The sequence below is a fragment of the Sulfitobacter mediterraneus genome (assembly GCF_003054325.1).
Classification (GTDB): domain Bacteria; phylum Pseudomonadota; class Alphaproteobacteria; order Rhodobacterales; family Rhodobacteraceae; genus Sulfitobacter; species Sulfitobacter mediterraneus.
In genome coordinates, this window is record NZ_QBKU01000011.1 from 89,567 (window position 1) to 114,314 (window position 24,748).

Here is a 24,748-nt window from a genome sequence, read left to right on the forward strand (position 1 = left end):
ACACACTACGCCCTCTGCCCGCCGTCGCAAGCCACATTCCCACAAGCCTATGTCTGTGAAAAACGTTAAAAAGTGCTGTCGTTTTTCGAAAACGACCGGATTTTGTCGGTAAACCTCTTGGGGTTATGCGTGCATTCGGCCTATCAGCGGGTATGCGCCTGCTCATTTCATTTGCCGCCCTCTTCTTTTCCGTCATCTTGCTGCAACTCTCCTCTGGTGGCACTGGTCCGCTTGATGTGTTGTCGGGCACGGTTCTGGGCTTTTCCCGGCAGGAAATCGGGATGCTCGGCTCGGCGCATTTCTTTGGGTTTTTCATCGGATGCTGGTGGGCACCGCGCCTGATGGGATCGGTCGGGCACAGCCGCGCCTTTGCCGCCTTTACCGCAACGGGCGCAATTGGCCTGATGGCGCATATGGTTGTCATTGATGCATATGCCTGGGCGGTGATGCGGGTGGCCTCAGGCCTGTGCGTGGCGGGCTGTTACACGGTGATCGAGGCATGGCTGCAATCCAAAGTCACCAATGAGACCCGCGGGCGCACCATGGGCATTTACCGCGTTGTGGATATGACCGGCTCACTGGGCGCACAGATGATCATCGGCATTCTGGCACCTGCCAGCTATGTCTCTTATAATCTGTTGGCGATGGGTTGCTGCGCCGCGCTATTGCCGCTGACTTTGACCAAGGTAAAGCAACCCGAAACGCCAGAATCCCCCCGTCTGCGGCCCATGTTGGCCGTCACGCGATCCCCCCTTGCCGCAGCGGGCGTGGTAGTTGCCGCCCTTTCCAGCGCTTCGTTCCGTATGGTCGGCCCGATCTATGGTCAGGAAGTCGGGCTGAGCGCAGGGCAGATCGCCTGGTTCCTGTCTGCCTTTGTTTTAGGCGGCGCTTTGGCCCAGTTTCCCATCGGCTGGCTTGCGGACAAATACGACCGGCGGGTCGTGTTGATCTGGCTGTCGGTTGCGGCCATGGGCAGTTGTTTCATTACCGTGATGGCGTCGGGCATGGGTACTGTTGGTATCATGCTGACCGCCGGATTGTTCGGATTGACGACCTTTCCAATTTATTCTGTCGCCGCCGCCCACGCCCATGATTTTGCCAGCAGCGAAGAACGGGTGGAACTGTCCGCGGCCTTGATGTTTTTCTTTGCGCTTGGAGCGATTTTTGCGCCCTACCTTGCCTCGGTCCTGATCGAGAATTTCGGCGCATCGGCGCTGTTTTTGATGATATCGGCAGGCCACGCAGTATTGGTCGTCTTTGGGTTGACCCGGATGCGGGCACGTCCGACCCGCAAAGATCGCACCCGCTATGTCTATGCGCCGCGCACAAGCTTTCAGGTGGGGCGCCTATTGGGCCGCAGCCGCGAGAAATAATCGATGCTGTTTGTGCAGGCTGGCCAGTGATCCCGCCGCCTGCTAAAGCAGCATCAAACAACGGCTAAAGGCATTTCGCGCGTGACCCGACATCTGATTACATCGGCCATCCCCTATATCAACGGGATCAAACATCTGGGCAATCTTGTGGGCAGCCAGCTGCCTGCGGATCTATATGCCCGTTACCTGCGCGCGCGCGGCAGCGAGGTTTTGTTCCTCTGCGCCACGGATGAACACGGCACGCCCGCCGAATTGGCGGCGGCAAAAGCGGGCAAACCTGTCGCCGAGTATTGCGCGGAAATGCATGCAGCGCAGGCCAAGATCGCGGATGGATTTGGCCTCTCGTTTGACCACTTCGGCCGCTCCTCCAGCGTCCAAAACCAAAAGCTGACCCAGCATTTTGCCGGTGTTCTGGCCGATCAGGGCTTGATCGAAGACGTCGTCGAACAGCAAGTCTATTCCATTGCTGACGGGCGGTTCCTGCCCGACCGCTATATTGAGGGGACCTGCCCCAATTGCGGGTTTGACAGCGCGCGCGGCGATCAATGTGACAATTGCACCAAGCAGTTGGACCCGGTTGACCTGATCGACGCGCATAGCACCATTTCCGGCTCAACCGAACTTGAAATGCGCGACACCAAACATCTGTTTCTCAAGCAAAGCCAGATGAAAGACCGTCTTGATCAATGGATTGACAGCAAGGCCGATTGGCCGGTGTTGACCACCTCGATTGCCAAAAAGTGGTTGCATGACGGCGATGGATTGCAAGATCGCGGCATCACGCGGGATCTCGATTGGGGCGTGCCGGTCAGACGCGGTGATGCGGAATGGCCGGGCATGGAAGGCAAGGTGTTCTACGTTTGGTTTGACGCCCCCATCGAATATATCGCCTGTGCGCAGGAATGGGTCGATGCGGGCAAAGGCACGGATTGGCAGCGTTGGTGGCGCACCGATCAAGGCGCGGATGACGTGCGCTACACCCAGTTTATGGGCAAGGACAATGTGCCGTTTCACACGCTCAGTTTCCCCGCGACGATCATGGGGTCGAATGAGCCATGGAAGTTGGTGGATTACATCAAATCGTTCAACTACCTCAACTATGATGGTGGCCAATTCAGCACCTCGCGCGGACGCGGTGTGTTTATGGATCAGGCGCTTGAGCTTTTGCCAGCCGACTATTGGCGCTGGTGGCTGCTCAGCCATGCGCCCGAGACCTCGGATGCGGAATTCACCTGGGAGAACTTCCAATCGTCGGTGAACAAGGATCTGGCCGATGTTTTGGGGAATTTTGTCAGCCGGATCACTAAGTTCTGCCGCTCCAAATTTGGCGAAGCCGTGCCGGAGGCGGGTGAATTTGGTGAGGCAGAGGCGGCGTTGATCGCGGATCTGACCGAGCGGGTCACGCGGTATCAGGGTCATATGGACGCGATTGAAGTGCGCAAGGCCGCGCAGGAGTTGCGTGCGATTTGGGCGGCAGGCAACGAATACCTGCAGGCCCAAGCGCCTTGGACGACGTTCAAAACCGATCCGGACAAGGCCGCCGCGCAGGTGCGATTGGCGCTGAACCTGATCCCGTTCTATGCCAACCTTTCTGCGCCGTTTATTCCTGATGCAGCGGCCAAAATGCTGTCTGCCGTACATCTTCCCGATCAGGTCTGGCCCGATGATGTGCCCGCCACATTGTCAGTGATGGCGCCGGGCCATGCATTCGACGTTCCGGAGGTGTTGTTCGCAAAGATCAGCGACGACGATCGCGAAAGCTGGGCGGAGCGTTTTGCCGGAACCCGTGACTGATCGCCACTGGCGCTAGCGTTGATTGCTTTGGCGGTGTTTTCACCCGCCCTGCTTTAGATAGCGTCCTTTTTGTCTTTTTTTGGGCTATTGCGATTGCCCTTTGGGCTAGCCCTCGGAGCGGGTTGTCATCTGCTTCAATTCTCGACGTTAGAATTCTTCCCAGCCGTCAGCGTCAGCGGCGATGTTCAGCGCGGCGTTGCCTTGGGTCGCAGGCAAGGCTGGCACCGGCTTTTTTGCGGGGCTGGCCGGTGCGGGCGCTGTTGCAATCGGCGGGGGTGCCGTGTGGGTGGCACCCAACCGGAACCGTGCGACGGCTTGCGCCAACGCATCAGCCTCACTTGTCAGTGCATGGCTGGCCGCAGTTGTTTCTTCGAACATGGCTGCGTTTTGCTGGGTGACATGGTCCAACTCATTGACCGCTGTGTTGATCTCGGCCAGGCCACTGGATTGTTCGCGGGCCGAGGTGGCGATATTCGAAACTCTGTTTGATATCTCGGAAACCGACGTCACGATGGAAGCCAGGGCACTGCCGGTGCGGTCTACCAGATCAACCCCTTGGCGGACCTGCTCACCGCTGGACGAGATCAGCGTGTTGATCTCACGCGCCGCATCTGACGACCGTTGGGCAAGGGCGCGGACTTCGGTAGCGACAACCGCAAAGCCGCGGCCTGCCTCGCCTGCGCGCGCCGCTTCGACCCCGGCGTTGAGCGCCAGAAGATTGGTCTGAAAGGCGATGTCGTCGATCACGCTGGTGATCTTGGAAATTTCCTGAGACGAGTTTTTAATTCCATCCATCGCATCCACGGCCTGCCGGGCCACCTCACCGCCTTGTTCGGCATTTTTCTGGGCGTCTGCCGACATCTTGCTGGCGTCATCGGCCCCTTCGGCTGCTGATCGAACGGAAACGGTCAATTCATCCAAGGCCGCGGCGGTTTCTTCCAGGGTCGCGGCTTGTTTTTCGGTGCGGCGTGACAGATCGTCTGCGGCTGAGGTAATTTCGTTGGTTTCGCTGCGGATCGAATCTGAATTGTGGATCACGGTAGAAATGGCGTTGCGCAGACTGTCGACGGTGCCGTTAAAATCCGAACGCAGTTTTTCGTAGGCGGGCGGCACATGTTCCGAGATTTCGGCCTCAAGATCGCCATCAGCAAGACGGTTCAGCGCCTCCCCCAACAGTGACACCACATTGCCCTGCTCTTCTGCGGATTTTGCATTGCTCTGTTCTACGGCCCGCATTGCCTCATCCTGGCCGGTCACATCAGCGCCAAGGAAAATGACCTTTTCCGGTGCGCCGCTTTCATCCTTGATCACCGCAAGGCTGCCTTCAACAACAAACGCTTTGTCCGCATGAATGCTGTAGGCCTTGAACCGACCGGGAGGGATTTTGCCTGCGCAGGCCTCTGCTGCGAAGAGACGGCCGTCTGTGTCTCCTTCCAGATTGTTTGCAAACATCGAGAACAATGAACAGACTTCTGTATCTTTTTTGGTGCCGTTGATCATCTTGAGGAAATTGTCGTTGGCATCCAGAACTTGCCCCTTGATCGAGAATTCTACGCTCAACTGGCCTGTGTTGATCGCATCCAGCAAAGCGGCATTGTGTTGAATTTCCGTTCGGTCCGTCCATTCGACCACACATCCAATCACCCTGCCTTCCCCATCACGGGCCAGATTGGTCCGAATTCTCAAGATCCGATCTGCAACGCGAAGGGTCACTGCCGTTTCCCCAGATGCGCCCGCCCCTTCGCCGCCCTCGAGTATGCCTGTGATCGCGGATTGCATCCCGTGCAACTGTGTCAGCGATGCGCCGACCAGATTCTCCGGCGAGATATCTGGCCAATGTTCTTCCAATTCAGGCATCAAGCTTTCGATAATGGCAATGCAAGCGGGGTTGGAAAAAATCACTTTGGCGTTTTCATCAACGACCATCAAAGACGCGGAAGATCCCGCAAAAGCGGCGCTTTTGAAGGCGTTTTCGCGTTGCGCCTGATGCGCCTTGCTCAAGGACATGCGAAACGCATCCAACTTGCCTGCCATTTTGCCGATCTCGTCGCGCCGCTTGATGAAAGGGACCGCTGTATCATAATCTGCGCCGGCAATCCGCTCCATCGCGGCTTCCAACGCGCCCAGGGGTTGGGACATCCGGGTCCGCAGGTAATAGGCTGCAACCCCCAACGCCGCGACCAGAATGGCCAACGCGACGCCCAGCGTAATCACATTCTCCTGCGCAAGTGCTTGCAACGCGTAGGCATCGCTCCATGCGGTGACAACTGAACCGACCACCGCATTTTCCCGGCCAAAGCGCAGGGGCATCGCGATCAATTTGCCATTGTCCGCCGTGACAACCGCGCCGCTGGAGAGGGATTGGCGTGCCAATTCTTCAGCCGTTTCGCGCAGGGGTTCAAATTCCGGTGTTTCGCCTTGGAAGACAATTTTGCCTTCGCGATCTATCACCACTGCGCCAACTGCCTCCCGCCGCGCTTCGGTCACGACGCCGCTGACGATCCCTTCGACCGCGTCTGTGTTGCCAAATTTCACCGAACCGCCCATTTGAACCGCCAGAAGATTTGTCACCTCCTCGGCGCGTTCGGCGATGTTCTGCTGGGTTTTTGCGCGGACGTAAACGTTGTTGCGAAATTCAATGACCGCGACAACAACGATCACGCAGATTGCGACCATAAACGTGCATTTAAAGAACAGCGAATGGATCGGGTTCAACCGTGGTTTTTGACTGCCGCGTTCAGACATATGAAGTTCCTTCGACCTGTTCGGACTGCCCTGTCCGTTTGGGGCATCTAGAACAGTAGTCGTTACAACCAGATTAACGGAGCAATGTCATTTCTCGGATTGGAACCCCCCTTAACCTGTTGAAATACATAGCCCCGTCCCAACTGTCACGGAATACGCAGCGGTTTTTCTTTAGTTTGCAAGCCGTTGGTCCTGTGCAGCCAGACGCACGACTTCTGCCATTTCCTGCAATTGCCCAGCCAGCGGCGTGGTGCGCCGCCAGATCATTCCGATCCTGCGCGAGGGTTGCGGCCCTGCAAACCGGGCGCAATCAACCGCCGCTGACCGGGTTTCGACCGATCGCGCCATTTCGGGGATCATGGTCACGCCGATACCGGCACCAACCATTTGAACCAAGGTCGCAAGCGAACTGCCATCCAAACCGTGCCGCGCCGGCCCGGCATCCGCCTGACAGAACGATAATGCCTGATCGCGGAAACAATGCCCCTCTTCCAAAAGCAGCAAGCGCATATCGCGCAATTCCTCGCGGCTTGGCACTGGGGCATCGGCCTGCGCGGCCGGGCGCACCAAAAGGAAATCTTCGGAAAAGAGCGGTGTTTCGGTGAGCGATGGCTCTGACACTGGCAAGGCCACAATGGCCGCATCAAGACCGCCCTCCAGCAGCTCTTGCACCAGCCGCGCGGTCAACGTTTCGCGCAAATGCAGATCCATCCGCGGATAGCGCCGCGTCAGATCGCCGATCAATCGGGGCAGCAGATAAGGTGCAATGGTCGGAATGACCCCCAGTCGGAACGTGCCTGCCAAGCCGTCCTGCCCCGCACGGGCAAAATCGCCCAAGTCATCTACAGCGCTGAGGATACTGCGCACTTTGGTACTGATTTCGGCCCCAAACGCCGTGAGGCGCACCTCGCGGGCACCGCGTTCAAACAAGGGGCGGCCCAGTTGGACTTCCATCTCTTTGATCTGCACGGACAACGCGGGCTGCGAAATGGAGCAAAAGGCGGCGGCGCGGCCAAAATGCTGTTGCTGCGCCAAGGCTTCAAAATAGCGGAGCTGTTTCAGGGTGAGGTTTATCATAACTTCAAACTATCAAACCCATCCGAAATTCCAATTTTTATTTAACACTCTGCCTTGTTAGAAAGATTCCAAATCACACAAAAGGGAGAGACCAATGGACGGCAATGACATGGATACAGGCGGCAAATGCCCGGTGATGCACGGCGCGGCCAAAAACACGACACAAAGCGTCCGGTCAAACCGAGACTGGTGGCCAAATCAGCTTAACCTGCGGATTTTGCATCAGAACACCCCCCTGTCCGATCCGATGGCCAAGGATTTCAATTATGCCGAAGCGTTCAAATCACTGGATCTGGACGCTCTGAAAAAAGATCTGGCGGCTCTGATGACAGATTCGCAGAGTTGGTGGCCAGCCGACTATGGCCATTATGGCCCGATGTTCGTGCGCATGACCTGGCATTCCGCCGGCACCTACCGCACCGGTGACGGTCGCGGCGGCGCCTCTTCCGGCTCGCAGCGGTTTGCGCCGCTGAACTCCTGGCCGGACAACGGCAATCTTGATAAGGCCCGCCGTCTTCTATGGCCGATCAAACAGAAATACGGCAATGCAATTTCATGGGCCGATCTGTTTGTCCTGACCGGCAATGTCGCCATGGAAACCATGGGCTTTGAATGTTTTGGCTTTGCCGGGGGCCGCGAGGACATCTGGGAGCCTGAGGAAGATATCTACTGGGGCACCGAAGAAGAATGGCTGGCCACCTCCGACAAGGAAGGCAGCCGCTATTCCGGCGAACGCGATCTGGAAAACCCGCTGGCTGCTGTGCAAATGGGCTTGATCTATGTGAACCCCGAAGGCCCGGACGGAAACCCCGATCCGCAGGCCTCTGCCCATGATATTCGTGACACCTTTGCCCGGATGGCGATGAATGATGCCGAAACCGTTGCCTTGGTTGCCGGTGGTCACACCTTTGGCAAGGCGCATGGTGCGGGCGATCCATCCCTTGTTGGCGCAGAACCAGAGGCCGCGCCGATCCACGAGATGGGCCTTGGCTGGCGCAATACTTTTGAAAGCGGGTTGGCGGCGCATACCACCACATCCGGCATCGAAGGGGCATGGACGCCGACGCCGATCACGTGGGACATGAGCTATTTCGATACGCTGATGAACAACGAATGGGAGCTGACCAAAAGCCCCGCTGGTGCCAACCAGTGGAAGCCCAAAGGCGATGCAATGGCCAGCACCGTGCCGGATGCGGCCAGCGGCGAGAAAAAGTATCAACCGATGATGACCACTGCGGATCTGGCGCTCAAGGTTGATCCGGAATATGCCAAGATCTCAAAGCATTATCACGAAAACCCCGAAGAGTTTGCCGATGCCTATGCGCGGGCTTGGTTCAAGCTGACCCACCGCGATATGGGGCCAAAGGCTCGTTATCTGGGCAAGGAAGTGCCTGCCGAAGACCTTATCTGGCAAGACCCCATTCCGGCGGCAGATCACCCGCTGGTAGATGCATCAGACATCACGGCGCTTAGGGGTAAGATTGCCGAGACTGGCCTGTCCACCGCTGATCTGGTCAAAACGGCATGGGCCTCGGCATCTACCTTCCGCGGTTCTGACAAACGTGGCGGTGCCAATGGCGCCCGTATCCGCTTGGCACCCCAGAAGGATTGGGAAGTCAACGAACCGGCAACATTGTCCAAAGCGTTGGATGCGCTGGAAAAGATCCAATCTGATTTCAACGCAGCGGCTTCGGGCGGCAAGAAAGTGTCCCTTGCCGATCTGATCGTGCTGGCGGGGTCTGTTGGTGTTGAACAGGCAGCCAAAGCGGCAGGCCATGACATCGAGGTGCCGTTTGCACCGGGCCGCATGGATGCCTCTGCTGATCAAACCGACGCCGAAAGCTTTGACGTGCTGGAGCCGCAGGCAGACGGGTTCCGCAACTACCTCAAGGTGGATTATGCGGTGCCAACAGAAAAGCTGTTGGTGGACCGTGCGCAACTGCTGACCCTGACCGCGCCTGAGATGACCGTTTTGGTTGGCGGGATGCGGGCGATTGGCGCAAATGCAGGCGGCTCAACCCATGGCATTTTCACCGACCGTCCCGGCGCGCTGACCACCGATTTCTTTGTCAACGTTCTGGACATGGGCACCGAATGGAAGCCTGTGGACGACAAAGAGGAGGTGTTTGAGGGCCGTGACCGCGCCAGTGGTGAGGTCAAATGGACCGCCACGCGGACCGATCTGATTTTTGGTTCAAACTCGCAATTGCGTGCCTTGTCAGAGGTGTATGGCGCAGCGGATGCCAAAGACACCTTCATCCCGGATTTTGTTGCGGCATGGACCAAGGTGATGAACGCAGACCGGTTTGATCTGGCCTAAATTCCGGCCAATGGTCCGAAAACATTGAAAAGCGGCGTTTCCTGCCTTTGGAAACGCCGCTTTTTGTTTTCCGAAAGCTTGGGTTGGGGGCTAAGCTTGATCACAAATGGCCGCTATAAGGGCCGCGCATTCCGATGGTGAGGCTCATGTCAAAAGATCCCCTGCTCCAGCCTTTTCAGCTCAAACACCTGACGCTGAAAAACCGGATCATGACCACGGCACATGAACCAGCCTATCCCGAGGACGGCATGCCAAAGGACCGCTATGCCGCCTATCATGCAGAGCGGGCCAAAGCCGGGGTGGCGCTTGCGATGACCGCCGGATCCGCCACCGTGAGCCGGGACAGCCCACCGGTGTTCAACAATATTCTGGCTTACCGCGATGACGTGGTGCCATGGGTGCGCAACCTGACAGATGCGGTGCATGAACATGGCTGCGCGGTGATGATCCAACTGACCCATCTGGGGCGGCGCACGGGGTGGAACAAGGGTGATTGGCTGCCTTCTGTGTCGTCCTCCAAACACCGCGAACCCGCGCATCGGTCCTTTCCCAAGCTGTTGGAAGATTGGGATATTGACCGGATCATCGCAGATTTTGCCGATGCCGCCGAGCGGATGAAAGACGGTGGCATGGATGGGATCGAATTACAGGTCTACGGCCATCTTCTGGATCAGTTTTGGTCGCCACTGACAAATAATCTGACCGGCCCATATGGCGCCGATACGTTGGAAAACCGGATGCGGTTTCCGATGGATGTGCTGGACGCGATCCGCAAACGCGTCGGGTCTGAGTTCATCGTGGGCCTGCGCTATACCGCTGATGAGGCGCAGTCGGGCGGGATCTCTCCGGAGGAAGGCCTTGAGATTTCCAAACGCCTCGCAGACAGCGGTCAGGTGGATTTCCTAAATGTGATCCGGGGGCGCATTCATACCGATCCCGCGATGACCGACATCATCCCGGTTCAGGGCATGCAAAGCGCCCCGCATCTGGATTTTGCCGGAGCGGTCAAAGCGGCAACCGGCATGCCGACCTTTCATGCCGCCCGCATTCCCGATGTGGCCACCGCGCGGCATGCGGTGGCTTCCGGCCTTTTGGACATGGTCGGCATGACCCGCGCCCACATGGCGGACCCGCATATTGTGCGCAAAATCACCGAAGGGCGCGAGGATGACATTCGCCCCTGTGTCGGGGCAACCTATTGTCTGGACAGGATTTATCAGGCGGGTGAAGCCCTGTGTATCCACAATGCCGCGACGGGCCGCGAATTGACCATGCCGCAAGATATTGCCCCTGCGCCGCAGCCGCGCAAGGTGGTGATCATCGGGTCTGGCCCTGCCGGATTGGAAGCCGCCCGGGTGGCAGCGATGCGCGGTCATCAGGTGACGGTGTTTGAGGCCGCCGCAGATCCCGGCGGACAAATCCGGCTGACCGCGCAGTCGCATCGGCGGCGCGAGATGATCGGCATCATTGATTGGCGCATGGCGCAATGCGCGGCGCGTGATGTAACCTTCCACTTTAACACTTGGGCGGAGACGGCGGATGTCATTGCGCTGAACCCCGATGTGGTGATTGTTGCCACGGGCGGCCTTCCCAACACCGAGCTGTTTGAAACCGGACGCGAGGCCCCGCATGTGATCACCAGTTGGGATCTGATCTCGGGCGATGTGAAACCTGCAGGGCATATCCTGATCTATGACGAAAGCGGCGATCACCCTGCGCTGCAAGCCGCCGAGGTTGCCGCACAAAGTGGCGCGAAGGTTGAGATCATGACCCCCGATCGTAGCTTTGCCCCCGAGGTGATGGGCATGAACCTTGTGCCCTATATGCGTAGCCTTCAGGACAAGGATGTGACCTTTACCGTCACGCGCCGCTTGGTCGATGTGGCCCCTGCGGGGAACAAAATGCGGGCAACCATCGGGACGGATTACTCAGACCACACCTATGAGAAAGACTTTGATCAGGTGGTGCTGAACTACGGCACGTTGCCCTTGGATGATCTATATTTCGACCTCAAACCGCTGTCCTCCAACGGTGGCGCGGTGGACTATGACGCGCTGATCGCGGGGCAACCGCAAGGGATCACAGCCAACCCAGAGGGGCAGTTTCAACTGTTTCGGATTGGCGATGCTGTGTCAGCCCGCAACACCCACGCGGCGATCTATGACGCGTTAAGGTTGGTGAAGGATATCTGAACTTCAGGTCACACGCAGGCGCAGCTGACGCCCCTCCGGCCCGGCGGCGATAATGTCAACGCAAGCGAAGCCTTTGATACAACTGCGCATTTGATCGGCCTGCATCAGGCTCGCGGCGGTTGAGAGCCCATCGGCAATCGCTGCGGATGGATGGATCACGCTGACACGGCTCCAATACTGCGGGGCGGGATTGCCGGTTCTGGGATCTAGAATATGGCTGGCCTGTCCGGCGATTGTCATGCCCTGCGGGGCAGATGTTGCCACCGATTTATTGCTCAGCTGGATAGACTGCGCCGCCGGTTGATCACTTTTCTCAGCCAGCCCAATGCGCCACGGTTTCTGGTCCGGCCCCTGCCCCATGGCAGAAACCTCACCCATATCGACCACGGCATCTGTGACGCCATTGCTGCGCAGCAATGCGGTGATGCGGTCGGTGATATAGCCCTGCGCGATGCCATTGAGGGTCAGTTGCATGCCCTCTTGATCAAAGGAGATTTCGCCCGCGCCAAAGCGAACTTTTTCCCAGCCGATCTTGGCATGGGCGGCCACAATTGTGTCCGGTGTGGGCGTGCCGTTGGCATTGGCATAGGCGGTCCAGAGCGTTTGAATGGTGGGGTCAAAAAGGCCATCCGTGGCGCGGTGGATCGCCCCGACCTGCCCCAAGAGTTCCAACATTTCAGGCGGCGGCGCTTGCAAACGTCCCTCGGCGTTCAACTGCGACAAGGCGCTGCCGGGTTGATAAAGGCTAAAGAGTTTTTCCAGGCGCAGCAGCTCATTGCGGGTGATATCAATCAGATGCGCGGCATGGTCTTGATCAAGCCCGACCAGCCGCAGCTGCACCCTCGCGCCCAATGCAACGCCTTGCCAATCCGCCGTGGCTTGGGCGGCACTGGCCTGTCCTGAGGCCAACGCAAAACCAGCGGTGATTGCGATAAATCGGCGGCGTGAAACAGTCATGGCCTGCGTCCTTCTGTCTTAAGAATCCTGAAAATCCAGCTCAACCGGGCCCAGCACATAGTCATCCGGGATTTGATTGAGTTGCAGCACACGGCCGCCATGGGTCTGGGCAAAATCATTTGCGGCGGCTTGCGTGCTGAACGGCACGGCTTCGGGCGCGCCCATGCTGCCGGTACGGGTGCTTTCGATCACAAAGAACGCCTCATAAAGGTCGATCCAGGTGTCGTCTGCGGGAAAATCCCAATCTGCCGCGCGGCCCATGTCGTTGACGTAGATCGCCACGGGTTCCTGCGTTTCTTCGGGCAAGCGTGTAAAGGCGATGGCGTCACGCACCTGCGAGAACCAGATCGGGAACGGGATGCCCTTGAGATGGATCTGCGCTTTGGGGCCTGTATGCTCCAGAATGGTCATGTTGCAATAGTGGCCAACCGCCTCTTCCGTCATGGCGATGGCGACGGGGCGTTCGGCCGCTTGCTCTTGCTTGCAGCCCACGAGGGCGGCACAGGCACAGACGGCCAATGCGGCCAGTTTCAAATGCTGTCTCATGGTTTGATCCTTTGCATCATCACAACCGTGAGCCAAAGCGTGACGGCGATCCAGATAAACGGGCTGGCAATGGCAAGCTGCGGCGCGAAGGGCAGAACGTCACCGCCTGCCGCAAAACCGGTGCTGGCGCCAGCGGCATCCAGAGCTGTGAGGTTAAACAGGCGGAACGCGTCCGCCGGATTGGCCACCAAAAGATAGGGAAACAGATCGGTGGCAAAGACCCCTTCGGGATCGGCCAGCAAGCCGCCCAGCAGCGCCATATCATACAGCACCACCGCAAAAAGCCAGATCGCAATGGCCAAAGCCGCCGCCGTGCCGGTTTGGCGCACGCAAGCGCTGGCGACATATCCGATGGCAACAAATGTTGCGCCCAATGCAATGCTTGTGCCGACCACCCGTGCAAGATCCAACACGCCTTCGGCGGCGACGTTTTCGATGGCAACAAAGGCGCACAGCCCGGCCAGGCCATAGCCAATCATCACCGCAATGGACAACACTATGACATGGCCCAGAAACTTGCCCAGCACCACCGCCGCGCGGCTGACCGGACTGGCAAGGGTCAGTTGCAAAGTCCCACGATCAATTTCACCGGCAATCGCGTCAAATGACAGTAGCAATGCGATCAGCGGCACCAGATAGACCGACAGGGTGGCGAGGCTGGCGGAGATGATCGTCAATCCGTCCGTGCTGCTGGATGTGGCGGGGCCAGAGCCAAGAAGCACCAGCAACAGCGCGAACACCAGCAAGATCGCTGTGGCCAACATGATCCATTTGTTGCGCATTCCGATGCGCACTTCGTTCCGGGCGATGGCGATCAGGCCGCTCATTGTTTTGTCTCCTTGCCGGCCGAATAATGGCGGTAAATGTCGTCCAGGCTTGGCGGATACACCTCGACATCCCGCACCGCGGGTCCAAGGGCCGAGATGGCCGACAGCCGCTGCATCTTTTCAGGATAACGGCATTCCAGTTCGACCGTGGCACCGTTGATCCGCTGGCCGCCCATCTGCTGATGCACTGTATCGACATGGGCCGTGTCGGCCTGTACCCGAATGCGCAGCGGCAGGTTCGCCGAATGTTGCAGATCGGTCAGGGGGGCATCCGCCACCAGCTTGCCTTTGCGCAGGATGGCGACGCGGTCCGTGCGCGCTTCGATCTCGCTGAGACCATGAGAGGACAGCAGCACCGCTGTGCCCCGTTCCGCCATTTTTGAAATCAGGTGGTAGAACCTTTGCCGCGCCAATGGGTCCAAGCCCGAGGTTGGCTCATCCAGCAAAAGCAGTTTGGGATCGCCCAGCATCGCCTGCGCAAGGCCAAGCCGCTGGCGCATGCCTTTGGAATAGGTGCCGCACCGTTGATCTGCGGCATCCGTCAGGTCCACATCCGCCAACACCTGATCCACCGCAGCAGGCGCAACGCCCTTCAGCTTGGCATAGAAGGCGACGGTTTCCCGGCCTGTCAAAAGCTTGGGGAATGACACGCTTTCTGGCAGGTAGGACACCGCGTTGCGGGCCGCAGCCGTGCCGGGCACAGCGCCGTTTACCGTGATCTGCCCTGCGCTGGGGTTCAAGAATCCCAAAATGATGCGAAAGAGCGTGGTTTTACCCGCGCCATTGTGGCCCAGCAGGGCCGCCCGTTCACCCGGTGCGACATCAAAGGAGACATCTGACAGCACGTCCCGATGCGCAAAGCACATGGAAACGTTGGAAATATTGAGCAAGGAGGTCATTTGAGGGAGGCCTGTTTTGCGAGGGGGGCAAGCGCCTGTGGCGCGTTCATCAAGGGGGCGTCATCGACCACGCCGCCCGGCAAAAGCGCCGGAAATTCTTTTTGCGCCCAGCGGATCAACTGGATCGCAGGACTGCCCAGCAGCAACTTGGCCGAGGGTTGCGTCCACAAGATGTGATCCATCGCATCGTTGGGACGAAAGGCCTGATCTGCGATGCCGTCGCCGTTGACGTCATATGCGCTGTGATCGCTCCAGTAGTTGCCAGTCCATGTGTGATCTTTGGTGCCCACGTATTTGACCTGCGTCTTGCTGCCGACAAAGGCGTTTCCGGCAATTGTGTTGCGGTCAGAACCGGCGGTGAAATGGATACCGATTTGGCATTTTTCAAAGGTGTTATTAAGCAGTTTGTTTTTGTTGGCGTTGTACATGAACAGGCACTTTTCTCCGCCTTCGCGGACAATGTTGCCTTTGATCACCGAGGAGTTGGCGTAGTTCAGCATGATACCGTGATCGCGGTCACGAATAGAGGTGTTGCCGATCACTTTGACCCGTGTGCTGAACATGATGGCAAAGCCGAGGTGATTGCCGATCGAGACATTGCCAGTCACTTCGGTGTTGTCCGCATACATGTAATGCACCGCAAAGCGCAGATCCTCGAACCGGTTGTACGAAAACACGTTTTTGCGGCTGGAGTTCACAAAAATACCATCCCGCCCATAGCGAACGGAATTGCCGACCACCTTTGTGCCCGGCGCATTCCAGATATAAATTCCGTTGCCGCGGCGGTTCATCAGGCGGTCGCGGCGGCCAATGATTGTGTTGTTCTCGACCAGCGCGTTTTTGGCGCCGTGCACATCCACCCCGTAAAGGTTGCCCTCAAAACGGTTGTCGATGATCTGGGCGCCCTTGGCCTTTTTGGTCAGTTGTACGCCGCTGTCGATGTTCTGGTGGTCCGACCCGGAACCGCGAATGGTCAGGCCAGAGATGGTTACGTCCGGCGCGTTCACGGTGATCACAGACCCCTCATCGGGACCGATCACCTCTGTTCCGTTCTGTCCGATGATAGACAGCGTTTGATCCAATGTTACGCCGCCGCCATAGGTGCCGGCCTGCAAGATCAGCCGGTCCCCGGCGTCAGCGGTTCGGATGGCCCCGGCCAAGCTGCCCTGCCCCGGTGCCACCGGAATATCTGCCGCAAAGGCAGACACCGGCAGCGCCAGACACAGAGCGCTTGTAAGGACGAGGGCCATCCGTTTCATTTTAGGCTGCCTTAGCTTGCCCGTGGTTCAACAAACATCCGGCCGCGCATTTCCATGTGCAGCGCATGGCAGAACCACTGGCAATAGAACCAGTGAACGCCCGGACGGTTGGCCACGAAGGTCACCGACGATGTTGCTTGTGGTGCAACCTCCATCGCGATGCCGTGGTTGGACAGGCAAAAGCCGTGGGTCACGTCGTCCACATCATCGAGGTTGGTCACATAAACGGTGACTTCATCGCCTTGTTTGACGGTGAATTCCTCAAGCCCGAACTGCGGCGCGACAGATGTCATATAGACCCGCACTTTGTTGCCATCGCGGATCACCACATCGTCGGATTCCAGATCCACACCATCAGCCGCAGCTTGCTTGACCGCATCGGCAAAGACCGGATCAGCACGATCCCAGACATTCACAGGCTTCACAATGTCAGAGCGAACGATGATAGAATCGTGCGGCTCGGCAAAAGTGGGGCCATCATGCACAACAGACATCTCATCACCCGAGGCAATATCGATCAGCTGTTCGTTCTCTGGCTTCAACGGACCTACATTGATGAACCGGTCCTTTGAGAACTTGTTCATCGAAATCAGCCATTCGCCATCCGCTTCGGCGGTTTCGCCCATCGAGGTGGAGTTGTGGCCCGGCTGATAATGCACGTCCACTTTGGAGATGATCGGATCGACATCTTCGCCCGCAAAGGCGCGGATGGCTTTGTCGATGTTCCATTTCACAACCTGGCTGTCGAGGAACAGCGTGGTAAAGGCGTTGCCTTTGCCGTCATAGGCGGTGTGAAGTGGGCCAAGGCCCAGCTCTGGCTCGCCGACGATGCAGGACCGTGGATCGATATCGCTTTCGAACAGCGCATCCAGTTTTTCAACGTCGATGATCGACACTGTCGGGGACAGTTTACCGTTGATCACCACGTGGCGTTTGTCTGGCGCGGTGTTCACACCATGCGGGCTGTTCGGGATCGGGATATAGCGGGTGTATTTCTTGTTCTGACCTTTGCGGCCATCCACAACAGGCACACCGTTCAGCATCTGAACATCGCCCGCTTTGACACCCTCTTCGATGGCCTTGAGGTTGAAGACAACCACGTGATCCATCTCGGCTTCGGTCATGTCAGCCAGCGTCATGCCCATTTCGGAGTTATAGCTGGTCGAGAACGCGTATTTGCCCTGATAGTCACAATCGGTGTTATCAAGGTTGCCGCTGACGATCACCTGCCAGGCCACTTTCATCTCGTCACCATCAATGGCGGTGAAGATGTTCACGTATTTCTCGGGCTCGTTCAGGATCTGACCGTCATTGACCAGTGGCACTTCGTGTTCGCCATTGGCAAAGACGTAGCCGGTGCGCGGATATTTTTGCGGACGCATGCCGTGGATGTCTTGGGCATTCGGGATCTCGATGATCTTGTCGCATTTCATCACGTCACAGCGGATACGCGCCACGCGGGTGTTGGCCTTGTCGTTGGCAAACAGATAGCGGCCATCATAGGTGCCGTCGGTGAAGGACATATGTGGGTGGTGCAAATCGCCGTTATCGTAGGTTTTCATGCCCTTGGCGGCCAGAAATTCCTTGGTTTCGGGCATCAAGCCTTCGGTCAGGATCTTCAGGCTCTCGTTGGTCTGGCCCCAGCCAGTGGCCGAGCAACGGTTGAACACCGGAATACGCATCAATTCGCGCATGGAAGGAAAGCCGAGAATGCGCACTTCACCCGTCTGGCCGGACGACCAGAAGCCGTAATACGGGTCCAACTCGCCGGGGGCGAGGTTCACTTTGGACGCACCAGCCGCCGCAGCAGGCTTGGCAGACCCAGGGACGAAGCCGGACGCCAGACCGGCACCAGCAGCAGCAGCGGCCCCCGCTGTCAGCACACCGCGCCGCGAGAAGCCTTTTTTCCGGGTTTCTTCAGCAGACATAACTCTCTTCCTTTTTTCAGATATTAAATCTTGAATATGTTTCCGAGATTCGGTAACATTAAGGACTGAGTACCTAGGTCGATTCTTTCTGTCTTTGATCTGGGACAACAAATGCATTTGGATGGTTCGCCTTGTCCCGCGCCCGGCGCACGGCCTTCTTGATGCAGACAGGACAATCCTTTTCACTTTGATATAGAACCTGACAGTGCAGGCACTGATGGCATTCGTTTGGATTGATATTTCCTTCAGGATGAATGGCTTGCACCATGCATTCCTTGGCACAACGCTGGCAGGGGCTGCCGCATTCCTTGTACCGTTTCAGCCAGTCAAACATCCGCAGACGCCCCGGTATCGCCAGCGCGGCGCCCAGCGGGCACAGGTAGCGGCAATAAAACCGTTCGATAAACAGCCCCGCCCCAAGCAGTGCCACGGCAAACAGAACATAGGGCCATGAGCGTTGGAATTTCAGGATGATCGCGGTCTTGAACGGCTCCACCTCGGCGTAACGTTCAGCAATCTCAAGCGAATAAAGCGACAGGCCAAAGAGCCCCAGAAAGATCATGTATTTGATCGGCCAAAGCCGCTCATGCAGGCCCCATGGTACGGTGATCTGCGGCACCTTGAAGAACCGCGCGATCTTGTTCGACAGTTCCTGCAACGCTCCAAACGGGCAGAGCCATCCGCAAAAAACGCCCCTGCCCCAGAACAATAGCGATGCCGCCACCGAGAACCACAGAATAAATACCAGCGGATCCATCAGGAACGCGGACCATGAGAAATCTGCCGTTACAGCTGCAAAAAACGCCAGAACATTCACCACGGACAATTGCGCGTTAGAATACCAGCCCAGAACGATCAGGGTAAAGCTGAGAAACCCGATGCGGAACCAATAGGCAAACCGTGCATTGCGGGTAACCTGCATCTGGAAAAAGAACACCACCGTCAGCACCCCAATGGCCGCCACCAGCAGTGCCACTTCGATCTGCTTTTGCTCCCAGATGCGCAGCCACAGATGGCTCAGTTCATCCGGATCGCTTGTCGCCGCAGCGGATGTGGTATCTGTGGGGGCCGCCGCCGGGGTCACCACTTCGAGGTATCGGTCCGGCAGACGGTAGCCCAGATCGAAAGTGATAAAGGTCTTGTCAATTGCCCCCACGGCCCGCTGCACCAGCAGTTGCAGGCGAAAGGGCTCTGCCGGATCAAATTCGATATCAGCAGGTATCTTGAAGATGTCCAGCTCGGTGAAGGATGGCGCGCCATCAGGGGCCAGCCGTCCAAGGCGGCGTTGCTGTTTGTCAAAGAACCGCGCAGAATTGTCCTGCTGGATCAGTTGTATCCGGTCAAAAATGCCGCCGCGCACATAGCCCGATCCTTTGAACGAATATTTGCCCCGGCCCAGCACAAGGATCGCCTCTTCGCCTTCCTCCAGCCAGTCTTGCAAGTTCGCATATTCATCATCACCCAAAAGCGTGCGCCCGATTTCCGGTGCACTGGCCAAGGCGACGTGCATCTCGATAAAGGTGTCTTCTGGCGCACCCTTGTCGGGCCGCGCGATGGCGCGGGCATCGCCGCTGTCGATAAAGGCCTGATTGACCTGTCCCACGTCCAGTCGCAGCGTCCGGATGGAGCCATCCCCATCAAGAGTCTGCCAATCGGAGACCGGCGCCTCGGCACCGTCTGGCCGCTTGATGGTCTTTTGCGGGCCACTGTTGCGTACGGTCGGTTGCAAACCGCCAAGGCCCAGCTGCCGCGCCACCTTGATGCCTGCCCGCACGATGGAATCGTCGATGACCATGATCGTCACCGTGGCCCCCGACACGATATCCAGCTCATGCGCGCTGCCACCGCTCGCGGCTTCTTCGGTCAGATCCATGCCCTTATAGCTTTCGGTCACGGCCTTGATTTTGGAATTAGGGATGCCGATCAAAACGATAGGTTCGGAGTGTTTGACAAGGTTCACACCCGTGACCTTGGCGTCGTTGTCCACCCCCATCAGCACATGAATGGGCTTGCCCGAATAGCCTGTCGTGGTCACAAAATCCGAAGTCAGAAAAACATAACCAATTGTTTTCCCGTCCTTTTGCGCAGGCAAGACCGGCAGATCCGCGTGCATGGGCCCATAGGCATCTGCCCCCGGCACCAACTCGTCGATGGGGACTTTGGGAATGAACTTTTCGACAATCGGATCACTTTGTGCGGTCCCGGCCAGGACCATCAAACACAGCAAGACCGGGCCGATCATACCAATGATTGCCCTGCCCCAGTTCTTGCAACCCGCCATGTCATTTTTCCTTTGCTCAGACGGCTCGACAGCCGCTTTTCTGAACGTCGGTCTAATGGCTTTGCGGTGGGGCCACGTTGATCCACATCAAGGGATTGGCAACAATTGGCTTCAGCCCGACGTGGAACAATCGACTTCCAATGTGGAAATAACCTCGCGGACAAAGCGGACATCGGTGGGCATCGAAAGGTTTGGCGCATGACCGCAGCCCTGCACCGTGGTCACTGTCGGGCGCGGACCGTTGGCGCACATGCGCTGTAGGATTTGCGGCGGCAGGATGTCAGATGCTGCGCCCTGAATCACATGCATGGGCAACGCAATCCGGTCATAACGGTCCCAAGACAGCAATTCTTTGGCCGAGGCCGTGAATTGCACAAGAATCTTAGGGTCATAATGCAAAGTCAGCTTGCCGTTGCCTTTTCGCCTGAGCGATGTCGCGGCCATGCGTTGCCAGAATGCGTCCTCCGCCACGCCAAAGGGGGCGTAGGTGGCCCTCAGCCAACGATCCGCCTCTGCGACAGTGTCAAAGCAGGGCAACTCGGCAGCATAGGCCAATATCCGATCTATGGCCGGTTGCGGAACTTCGGGGCCGATGTCGTTGATAACCAGATAGTTCAGCCGGTCCGCCATTGGCCCGGATGCAATGCGCATTCCGATCAAACCGCCCATTGAGGTGCCAAACCAGCCCGCTTGTTCCATCCCGTAATGCTCCATCAAGCCCAGCGCGATCTGGGTGTAGTGTTTGATTGAGTATTCGGCTTCGGGATGTTGCGACCAACTGGATTGCCCGCGGCCAATGGTGTCGGGGCAAATCACAAAATGATCGCGGGCCAGCTCTGTCGCCAGTTCATCAAAATCGCGGCTCGTGCGGGCCAGCCCGTGCCACATCACCAGCGGCGGCGCGGATCGGTCGCCCCACTCCGCGACATAGATCTCATGACCCAGCACAGGCACAAAGGCATGGCGTGGCTGTGACCACTGGCTCACCGAGGGGCCCCTTTGGCCATCACCGTGCCGGCAATGCCCTTTGGAAAGAAATAGACCAGCAGGATAAAGATGATGCCCAACCAGAACAGCCAGCGATCAGGGTCCAGCACATGCGGCAGGATCGGGATATCCACTGTGGCCTTGGCCGCCGCTCCCATCAGATCGCGCAGGTAATATTGCGCCAGCACCAGCATCGTTGCACCGATCACTGCACCCCACATCGTGCCCATGCCGCCGATCACCACCATCAACAGGATGTCGATCATGATCGCAAAGCTCAGCGCGGTGTCCGGCCCGGTGTATTTGAGCCAGATCGCATAGATCGTACCCGCCAGCGACGCCACCAGCGCGGCAATACAGAACACAAAGGTCCGGTAACTGACCACACGGTAGCCAATCGCCTCGGCGCGCGCTTCGTTTTCTCGGATCGCTTTGAGGACGGTGCCAAGCGGTGAGCCGACCATGCGCAGCATCACCACAAACAGGGCAAGACAGCTGAAGAACACAAAATAATAGGCCGCCAGTTTGCCGTTGATCTTGACTCCAAACACCCGCAGCACCTTGCCGTTTTCATCCAGCATCAGTTTGGTCGCTGTCTTGAACAACGCCGGTGCGCGATAGGTGATCCCATCCTCGCCGCCGGTAAAATCGCTCAGCTGTGAGGCCAGAACCAGCGCCACGCTGGCCGTGGCAAGGGTGATCATCGCAAAGAAGATCGCCTTGACCCGCAGGGACAGCAGGCCAATCGCAACCGCCACAATCAGTGAGACCCCCATCCCGGCCAAGGCACCGACCACAACAGCATCCCACCCCGGACCCATCTGTTTGAGGCTGATCGCAGCACCATAAGCGCCAAAGCCGAAAAACATCGTATGGGCAAAACTGACGATCCCGGTATACCCGATCAGCAGGTCATAGCTGGCGACCAGCACGATAAACACACAAACACGCGCCGCAACTTCCAGCGCCCGAACGTCCTGAAACAGAAAGGGCGCAAACAGCAACAGGGCAAAGATCAACAAAACCGCGGCTTTTACGGCCTTGGTGCCGCTGGTGGTTTGAGACAACGCGTTCATCTTATTTCACCGCCGGTTTCAGGCCATTGGGCCGCCACAAAAGGATAGCCACCATCAGGATCATGTTCGACGCCAGTGCCAGCTTGGGCGCGAGATATCCGATGTAGTTGGCCATCAGCCCCACCATGATCGCGCCCAGCAAAGTGCCTTGGATCGAGCCCAGACCGCCAATGATCACCACGATAAAGACCACGATCATCATCTCCGCGCCCAGCGCAGGCGTGATCAGCGTTTCATAGCCCGCCCACATCGCGCCGCCCAAGGCCGCGAGAGCAGAGCCAAGCATGAACACCGCCACAAAAAGCCGGTCCACGCGAAAACCCAGTGCCTCAACCATTTCACGGTTTTCCACGCCGGCGCGGATCAGCAAGCCGATGCGTGTGCGGTTCAGCGTCAGATACAGCGCGGCATAGACCCCCAGCCCCAGCAGAAAGGCAAAGATCCGGTAAATCTCGATCGTGATGTCCCCGATCAGCAGTGAGCCTTCCAGAAATTCGGGGCGCGGCACGGACACGGGTGTGCCGCCCCAGATCGCCAAGATCATCTGCTCGGCCACGATGAGCGCCCCCATGGTGATCAGGATCTGGCGCAGGTGATCCTTGTAGACCGGTTTGACGATCACGGTTTCAAAGAACCATCCGGCCACCAGCCCAAAAAGGATCGCTGCACCAAAGGCCAGAAACAATGCGGCAATATTGAGCGAGACCGCGTCCGCCTCCAACCAGCCAGAGAGCCATGCCAGCACACTGGCCGCGATAAATGCGCCAAAGCTGACAAAGGCCGAATGACCGAAGTTCAGCACATCCATCAGGCCAAACACCAGTGACAAGCCCGAGGCCATCAGGAAAATCATCATGCCCATCGCCAGTCCGGCCACGGTAAGCGTCACCCAAGACGACGGCGCACCGATCATCACAAAGGCCAGCGCCGCCACCACCACAGGCAGCAGGTAAACCCCGCCTAATCGGCCTGCAAAATCGTTTATCTGTTGCATCATTCTTCCTCAGGCTGACAGGCTCAACAGCCGGTCTTGCAGCGCCGTATCTGCGGCGAAATCGGCCATCGTGCCGCTGTGGGCAATCCGGCCATCGTCAATCACCGCCATGTCGCGGCCCAGCGATTTGGCAAATTCAAAGTTCTGTTCGACCAGCAGGATTGTCGTGGTCTGCGCGATCTCGCGAAAGGCATCGGCCATCGCATCCACAATCGCGGGCGCCAGCCCCTTGGTCGGCTCGTCAATCAGGATCAATGCACGCGGCTCGATTATTGCGCGGGCCACGGCCAGCATTTGTTTCTGCCCGCCTGACAGCGCCCATGCCTGCTTGGTCCAAAAGGTCTCAAGTGCCGGGAACAGCTCATAAATGCGTTTCAGGCGTGCGGGATCAAAGCGGCCTTTGGCGGTGGCAAGGATTAGGTTCTCTTCAACCGTCAGCCCGCCAAAAACGCCCATGTTTTCAGGCACAAACGCGATATCCAGCCGGGCGATATCCGCGGTGTGCATCGCGGTGATATCCTGGCCGTTGAACAGCACCGACCCCGGTGAAGGCTGCCACAGGCCCATGATTGAACGCAGCGTGGTCGTCTTGCCCGCGCCATTGCGGCCCAGCAGGACAAACACGCCTCCCTCCGGCACCTCAAGGGTCACGTCATGCAACACGGCATATTGGCCGATGTTGGTTTTCATTGAATTGAGGGACAAAAGGCTCATGCGGGCACCGCCGATTTGCCAAGGTAGACATCGCGCACAATGTCGCTGGACATCACCGTATCTGGCGCACCATCCGCAAGCAGTTCCCCGTTGTGCAGAACAATAATCCGGTCGGCGAGGCTGCGCACAACATCCATCTTGTGTTCCACCAAAAGCACGGTTTTGCTGGTGTCTTTCTTGATGCCTGCAATCAGGTCCAGCACATCCGGCGCATGATCAAGAGACATGCCCGCGGTGGGTTCATCAAACATATAGATATCCGGCTCCATCGCCATCAAGAGCGCCACCTCCAGCTTGCGCTGATCGCCGTGGGGCAAGGCCGCGGCTGGCAGATGCGCGACCCCGCTCAACTTGGCGGCTTCAAGGTAATGCTCGGCTTGTTCTGCCAGATCTGTGAGGCCCGCCACCTGCCGCAAAATCCGCCAGCCGTCGCCGGAGCGCGCCTGCACGGCAAGACGGATGTTCTCAAGCACCGACAATTGCGGAAACAGATTGGTCAGCTGAAACGCGCGGCCAATGCCGCGCTGCGCCCGTGCAGAGGGCGACATACGCGTCAGGTCGGTGCCGGATTTGATGACCTGCCCCTGCGACGCGGCCAGCTGTCCCGAGATCAGATTGAAATAGGTCGTCTTGCCCGCGCCGTTTGGGCCAACAATCACGGTCAATTCGCCGGGGTGAAAGGCGCAAGAGACCGCGTTCACGGCCACATGGCCGCCAAAGCGGATCTTCAGATCACGCGTTTCCAAGGAAGGTTGCACTGTCATGAATTCTATCCGGTG

Annotated in this window: 18 protein-coding genes; 4 read left to right on the plus strand and 14 right to left on the minus strand. The window is 58.0% G+C overall.

The window, feature by feature from the left end:
• Positions 1-152 precede the first annotated feature (152 nt).
• Both C8N31_RS16630 and metG read left to right on the plus strand, forming a co-directional pair.
• Positions 153-1,373 (plus strand): MFS transporter, encoded by a 1,221-nt coding sequence (locus C8N31_RS16630; RefSeq protein WP_025046733.1) that lies wholly within the window; start codon positions 153-155, stop codon positions 1,371-1,373.
• A gap of 81 nt (positions 1,374-1,454) precedes the next feature.
• Positions 1,455-3,167, plus strand: a complete 1,713-nt coding sequence (metG, locus tag C8N31_RS16635) for a methionine--tRNA ligase (protein ID WP_025046732.1) — start codon at positions 1,455-1,457, stop codon at positions 3,165-3,167.
• Between the two features lie 147 nt (positions 3,168-3,314).
• Here the strand turns inward: metG and C8N31_RS16640 are convergent, their stop codons facing one another.
• Both C8N31_RS16640 and C8N31_RS16645 read right to left on the minus strand, forming a co-directional pair.
• Positions 3,315-5,912, minus strand: coding sequence for a methyl-accepting chemotaxis protein (locus tag C8N31_RS16640; RefSeq protein ID WP_025046731.1), 2,598 nt, complete (start codon positions 5,910-5,912; stop codon positions 3,315-3,317).
• A gap of 171 nt (positions 5,913-6,083) precedes the next feature.
• Positions 6,084-6,989, minus strand: coding sequence for a hydrogen peroxide-inducible genes activator (locus C8N31_RS16645; RefSeq protein WP_025046730.1), 906 nt, complete (start codon positions 6,987-6,989; stop codon positions 6,084-6,086).
• Positions 6,990-7,083: 94 nt separating this feature from the next.
• On the opposite strand from C8N31_RS16645, the gene katG reads away from it, so the two are divergent.
• On the plus strand, positions 7,084-9,309 hold the full coding sequence (gene katG / locus C8N31_RS16650) for a catalase/peroxidase HPI (RefSeq protein ID WP_025046729.1): 2,226 nt from the start codon (positions 7,084-7,086) through the stop codon (positions 9,307-9,309).
• A gap of 146 nt (positions 9,310-9,455) precedes the next feature.
• Positions 9,456-11,501 carry an NADH:flavin oxidoreductase gene (locus C8N31_RS16655; protein ID WP_025046728.1) on the plus strand — a complete coding sequence of 682 codons (2,046 nt, stop codon included), beginning with the start codon at positions 9,456-9,458 and terminating at the stop codon, positions 11,499-11,501.
• Between the two features lie 3 nt (positions 11,502-11,504).
• Here the strand turns inward: C8N31_RS16655 and C8N31_RS16660 are convergent, their stop codons facing one another.
• The 12 genes from C8N31_RS16660 to C8N31_RS16715 form a co-directional block, all read right to left on the minus strand.
• Positions 11,505-12,458: an FAD:protein FMN transferase gene (locus C8N31_RS16660; protein ID WP_025046727.1), complete on the minus strand. Its 954-nt coding sequence runs from the start codon at positions 12,456-12,458 to the stop codon at positions 11,505-11,507.
• Positions 12,459-12,476: 18 nt separating this feature from the next.
• Positions 12,477-13,004, minus strand: coding sequence for a nitrous oxide reductase accessory protein NosL (locus C8N31_RS16665; RefSeq protein WP_197021492.1), 528 nt, complete (start codon positions 13,002-13,004; stop codon positions 12,477-12,479).
• On the minus strand, positions 13,001-13,831 hold the full coding sequence (locus tag C8N31_RS16670) for an ABC transporter permease (protein ID WP_025046725.1): 831 nt from the start codon (positions 13,829-13,831) through the stop codon (positions 13,001-13,003). Before C8N31_RS16670 ends, C8N31_RS16665 begins: the two co-directional genes overlap by 4 nt.
• The gene (locus C8N31_RS16675; RefSeq protein ID WP_025046724.1) at positions 13,828-14,730 is read right to left on the minus strand and encodes an ABC transporter ATP-binding protein; all 903 of its coding nucleotides are present in this window, start codon (positions 14,728-14,730) and stop codon (positions 13,828-13,830) included. Before C8N31_RS16675 ends, C8N31_RS16670 begins: the two co-directional genes overlap by 4 nt.
• Complete coding sequence (locus C8N31_RS16680; protein WP_037917602.1) at positions 14,727-15,989, minus strand: nitrous oxide reductase family maturation protein NosD; 1,263 nt, start codon at positions 15,987-15,989, stop codon at positions 14,727-14,729. Before C8N31_RS16680 ends, C8N31_RS16675 begins: the two co-directional genes overlap by 4 nt.
• An 11-nt stretch (positions 15,990-16,000) precedes the next feature.
• Positions 16,001-17,917 (minus strand): TAT-dependent nitrous-oxide reductase, encoded by a 1,917-nt coding sequence (nosZ, locus tag C8N31_RS16685; protein WP_025046722.1) that lies wholly within the window; start codon positions 17,915-17,917, stop codon positions 16,001-16,003.
• 73 nt (positions 17,918-17,990) lie between these two features.
• Entirely contained in the window at positions 17,991-20,198 is a 2,208-nt protein-coding gene (locus C8N31_RS16690; RefSeq protein ID WP_025046721.1) for a NosR/NirI family protein, read from the minus strand.
• Between the two features lie 111 nt (positions 20,199-20,309).
• The gene (locus C8N31_RS16695) at positions 20,310-21,185 is read right to left on the minus strand and encodes an alpha/beta fold hydrolase (RefSeq protein ID WP_025046720.1); all 876 of its coding nucleotides are present in this window, start codon (positions 21,183-21,185) and stop codon (positions 20,310-20,312) included.
• Positions 21,182-22,261 (minus strand): branched-chain amino acid ABC transporter permease, encoded by a 1,080-nt coding sequence (locus C8N31_RS16700; protein ID WP_037917599.1) that lies wholly within the window; start codon positions 22,259-22,261, stop codon positions 21,182-21,184. The genes C8N31_RS16695 and C8N31_RS16700 overlap by 4 nt, the downstream gene beginning before the upstream one ends.
• 1 nt (position 22,262) lies before the next feature.
• Positions 22,263-23,255 carry a branched-chain amino acid ABC transporter permease gene (locus C8N31_RS16705; protein ID WP_025046718.1) on the minus strand — a complete coding sequence of 331 codons (993 nt, stop codon included), beginning with the start codon at positions 23,253-23,255 and terminating at the stop codon, positions 22,263-22,265.
• A gap of 9 nt (positions 23,256-23,264) precedes the next feature.
• Positions 23,265-23,969 carry an ABC transporter ATP-binding protein gene (locus C8N31_RS16710; RefSeq protein ID WP_025046717.1) on the minus strand — a complete coding sequence of 235 codons (705 nt, stop codon included), beginning with the start codon at positions 23,967-23,969 and terminating at the stop codon, positions 23,265-23,267.
• Positions 23,966-24,733: an ABC transporter ATP-binding protein gene (locus C8N31_RS16715; protein WP_025046716.1), complete on the minus strand. Its 768-nt coding sequence runs from the start codon at positions 24,731-24,733 to the stop codon at positions 23,966-23,968. The genes C8N31_RS16710 and C8N31_RS16715 overlap by 4 nt, the downstream gene beginning before the upstream one ends.
• Between the last annotated feature and the right edge of the window lie 15 nt (positions 24,734-24,748).

Coding starts and splice junctions, on each gene's coding strand:
- C8N31_RS16705 (WP_025046718.1), bottom strand. CDS start 23,255: ATGCAACAGATAAACGATTTTGCAGGCCGATTAGGCGGGGTTTACCTG.
- C8N31_RS16655 (WP_025046728.1), top strand. CDS start 9,456: ATGTCAAAAGATCCCCTGCTCCAGCCTTTTCAGCTCAAACACCTGACG.
- katG (WP_025046729.1), top strand. CDS start 7,084: ATGGACGGCAATGACATGGATACAGGCGGCAAATGCCCGGTGATGCAC.
- C8N31_RS16675 (WP_025046724.1), bottom strand. CDS start 14,730: ATGACCTCCTTGCTCAATATTTCCAACGTTTCCATGTGCTTTGCGCAT.
- C8N31_RS16715 (WP_025046716.1), bottom strand. CDS start 24,733: ATGACAGTGCAACCTTCCTTGGAAACGCGTGATCTGAAGATCCGCTTT.
- C8N31_RS16665 (WP_197021492.1), bottom strand. CDS start 13,004: ATGAGACAGCATTTGAAACTGGCCGCATTGGCCGTCTGTGCCTGTGCC.
- C8N31_RS16710 (WP_025046717.1), bottom strand. CDS start 23,969: ATGAGCCTTTTGTCCCTCAATTCAATGAAAACCAACATCGGCCAATAT.
- C8N31_RS16640 (WP_025046731.1), bottom strand. CDS start 5,912: ATGTCTGAACGCGGCAGTCAAAAACCACGGTTGAACCCGATCCATTCG.
- C8N31_RS16645 (WP_025046730.1), bottom strand. CDS start 6,989: ATGATAAACCTCACCCTGAAACAGCTCCGCTATTTTGAAGCCTTGGCG.
- C8N31_RS16670 (WP_025046725.1), bottom strand. CDS start 13,831: ATGAGCGGCCTGATCGCCATCGCCCGGAACGAAGTGCGCATCGGAATG.
- C8N31_RS16660 (WP_025046727.1), bottom strand. CDS start 12,458: ATGACTGTTTCACGCCGCCGATTTATCGCAATCACCGCTGGTTTTGCG.
- nosZ (WP_025046722.1), bottom strand. CDS start 17,917: ATGTCTGCTGAAGAAACCCGGAAAAAAGGCTTCTCGCGGCGCGGTGTG.
- C8N31_RS16630 (WP_025046733.1), top strand. CDS start 153: ATGCGCCTGCTCATTTCATTTGCCGCCCTCTTCTTTTCCGTCATCTTG.
- C8N31_RS16680 (WP_037917602.1), bottom strand. CDS start 15,989: ATGAAACGGATGGCCCTCGTCCTTACAAGCGCTCTGTGTCTGGCGCTG.
- C8N31_RS16700 (WP_037917599.1), bottom strand. CDS start 22,261: ATGAACGCGTTGTCTCAAACCACCAGCGGCACCAAGGCCGTAAAAGCC.
- C8N31_RS16690 (WP_025046721.1), bottom strand. CDS start 20,198: ATGGCGGGTTGCAAGAACTGGGGCAGGGCAATCATTGGTATGATCGGC.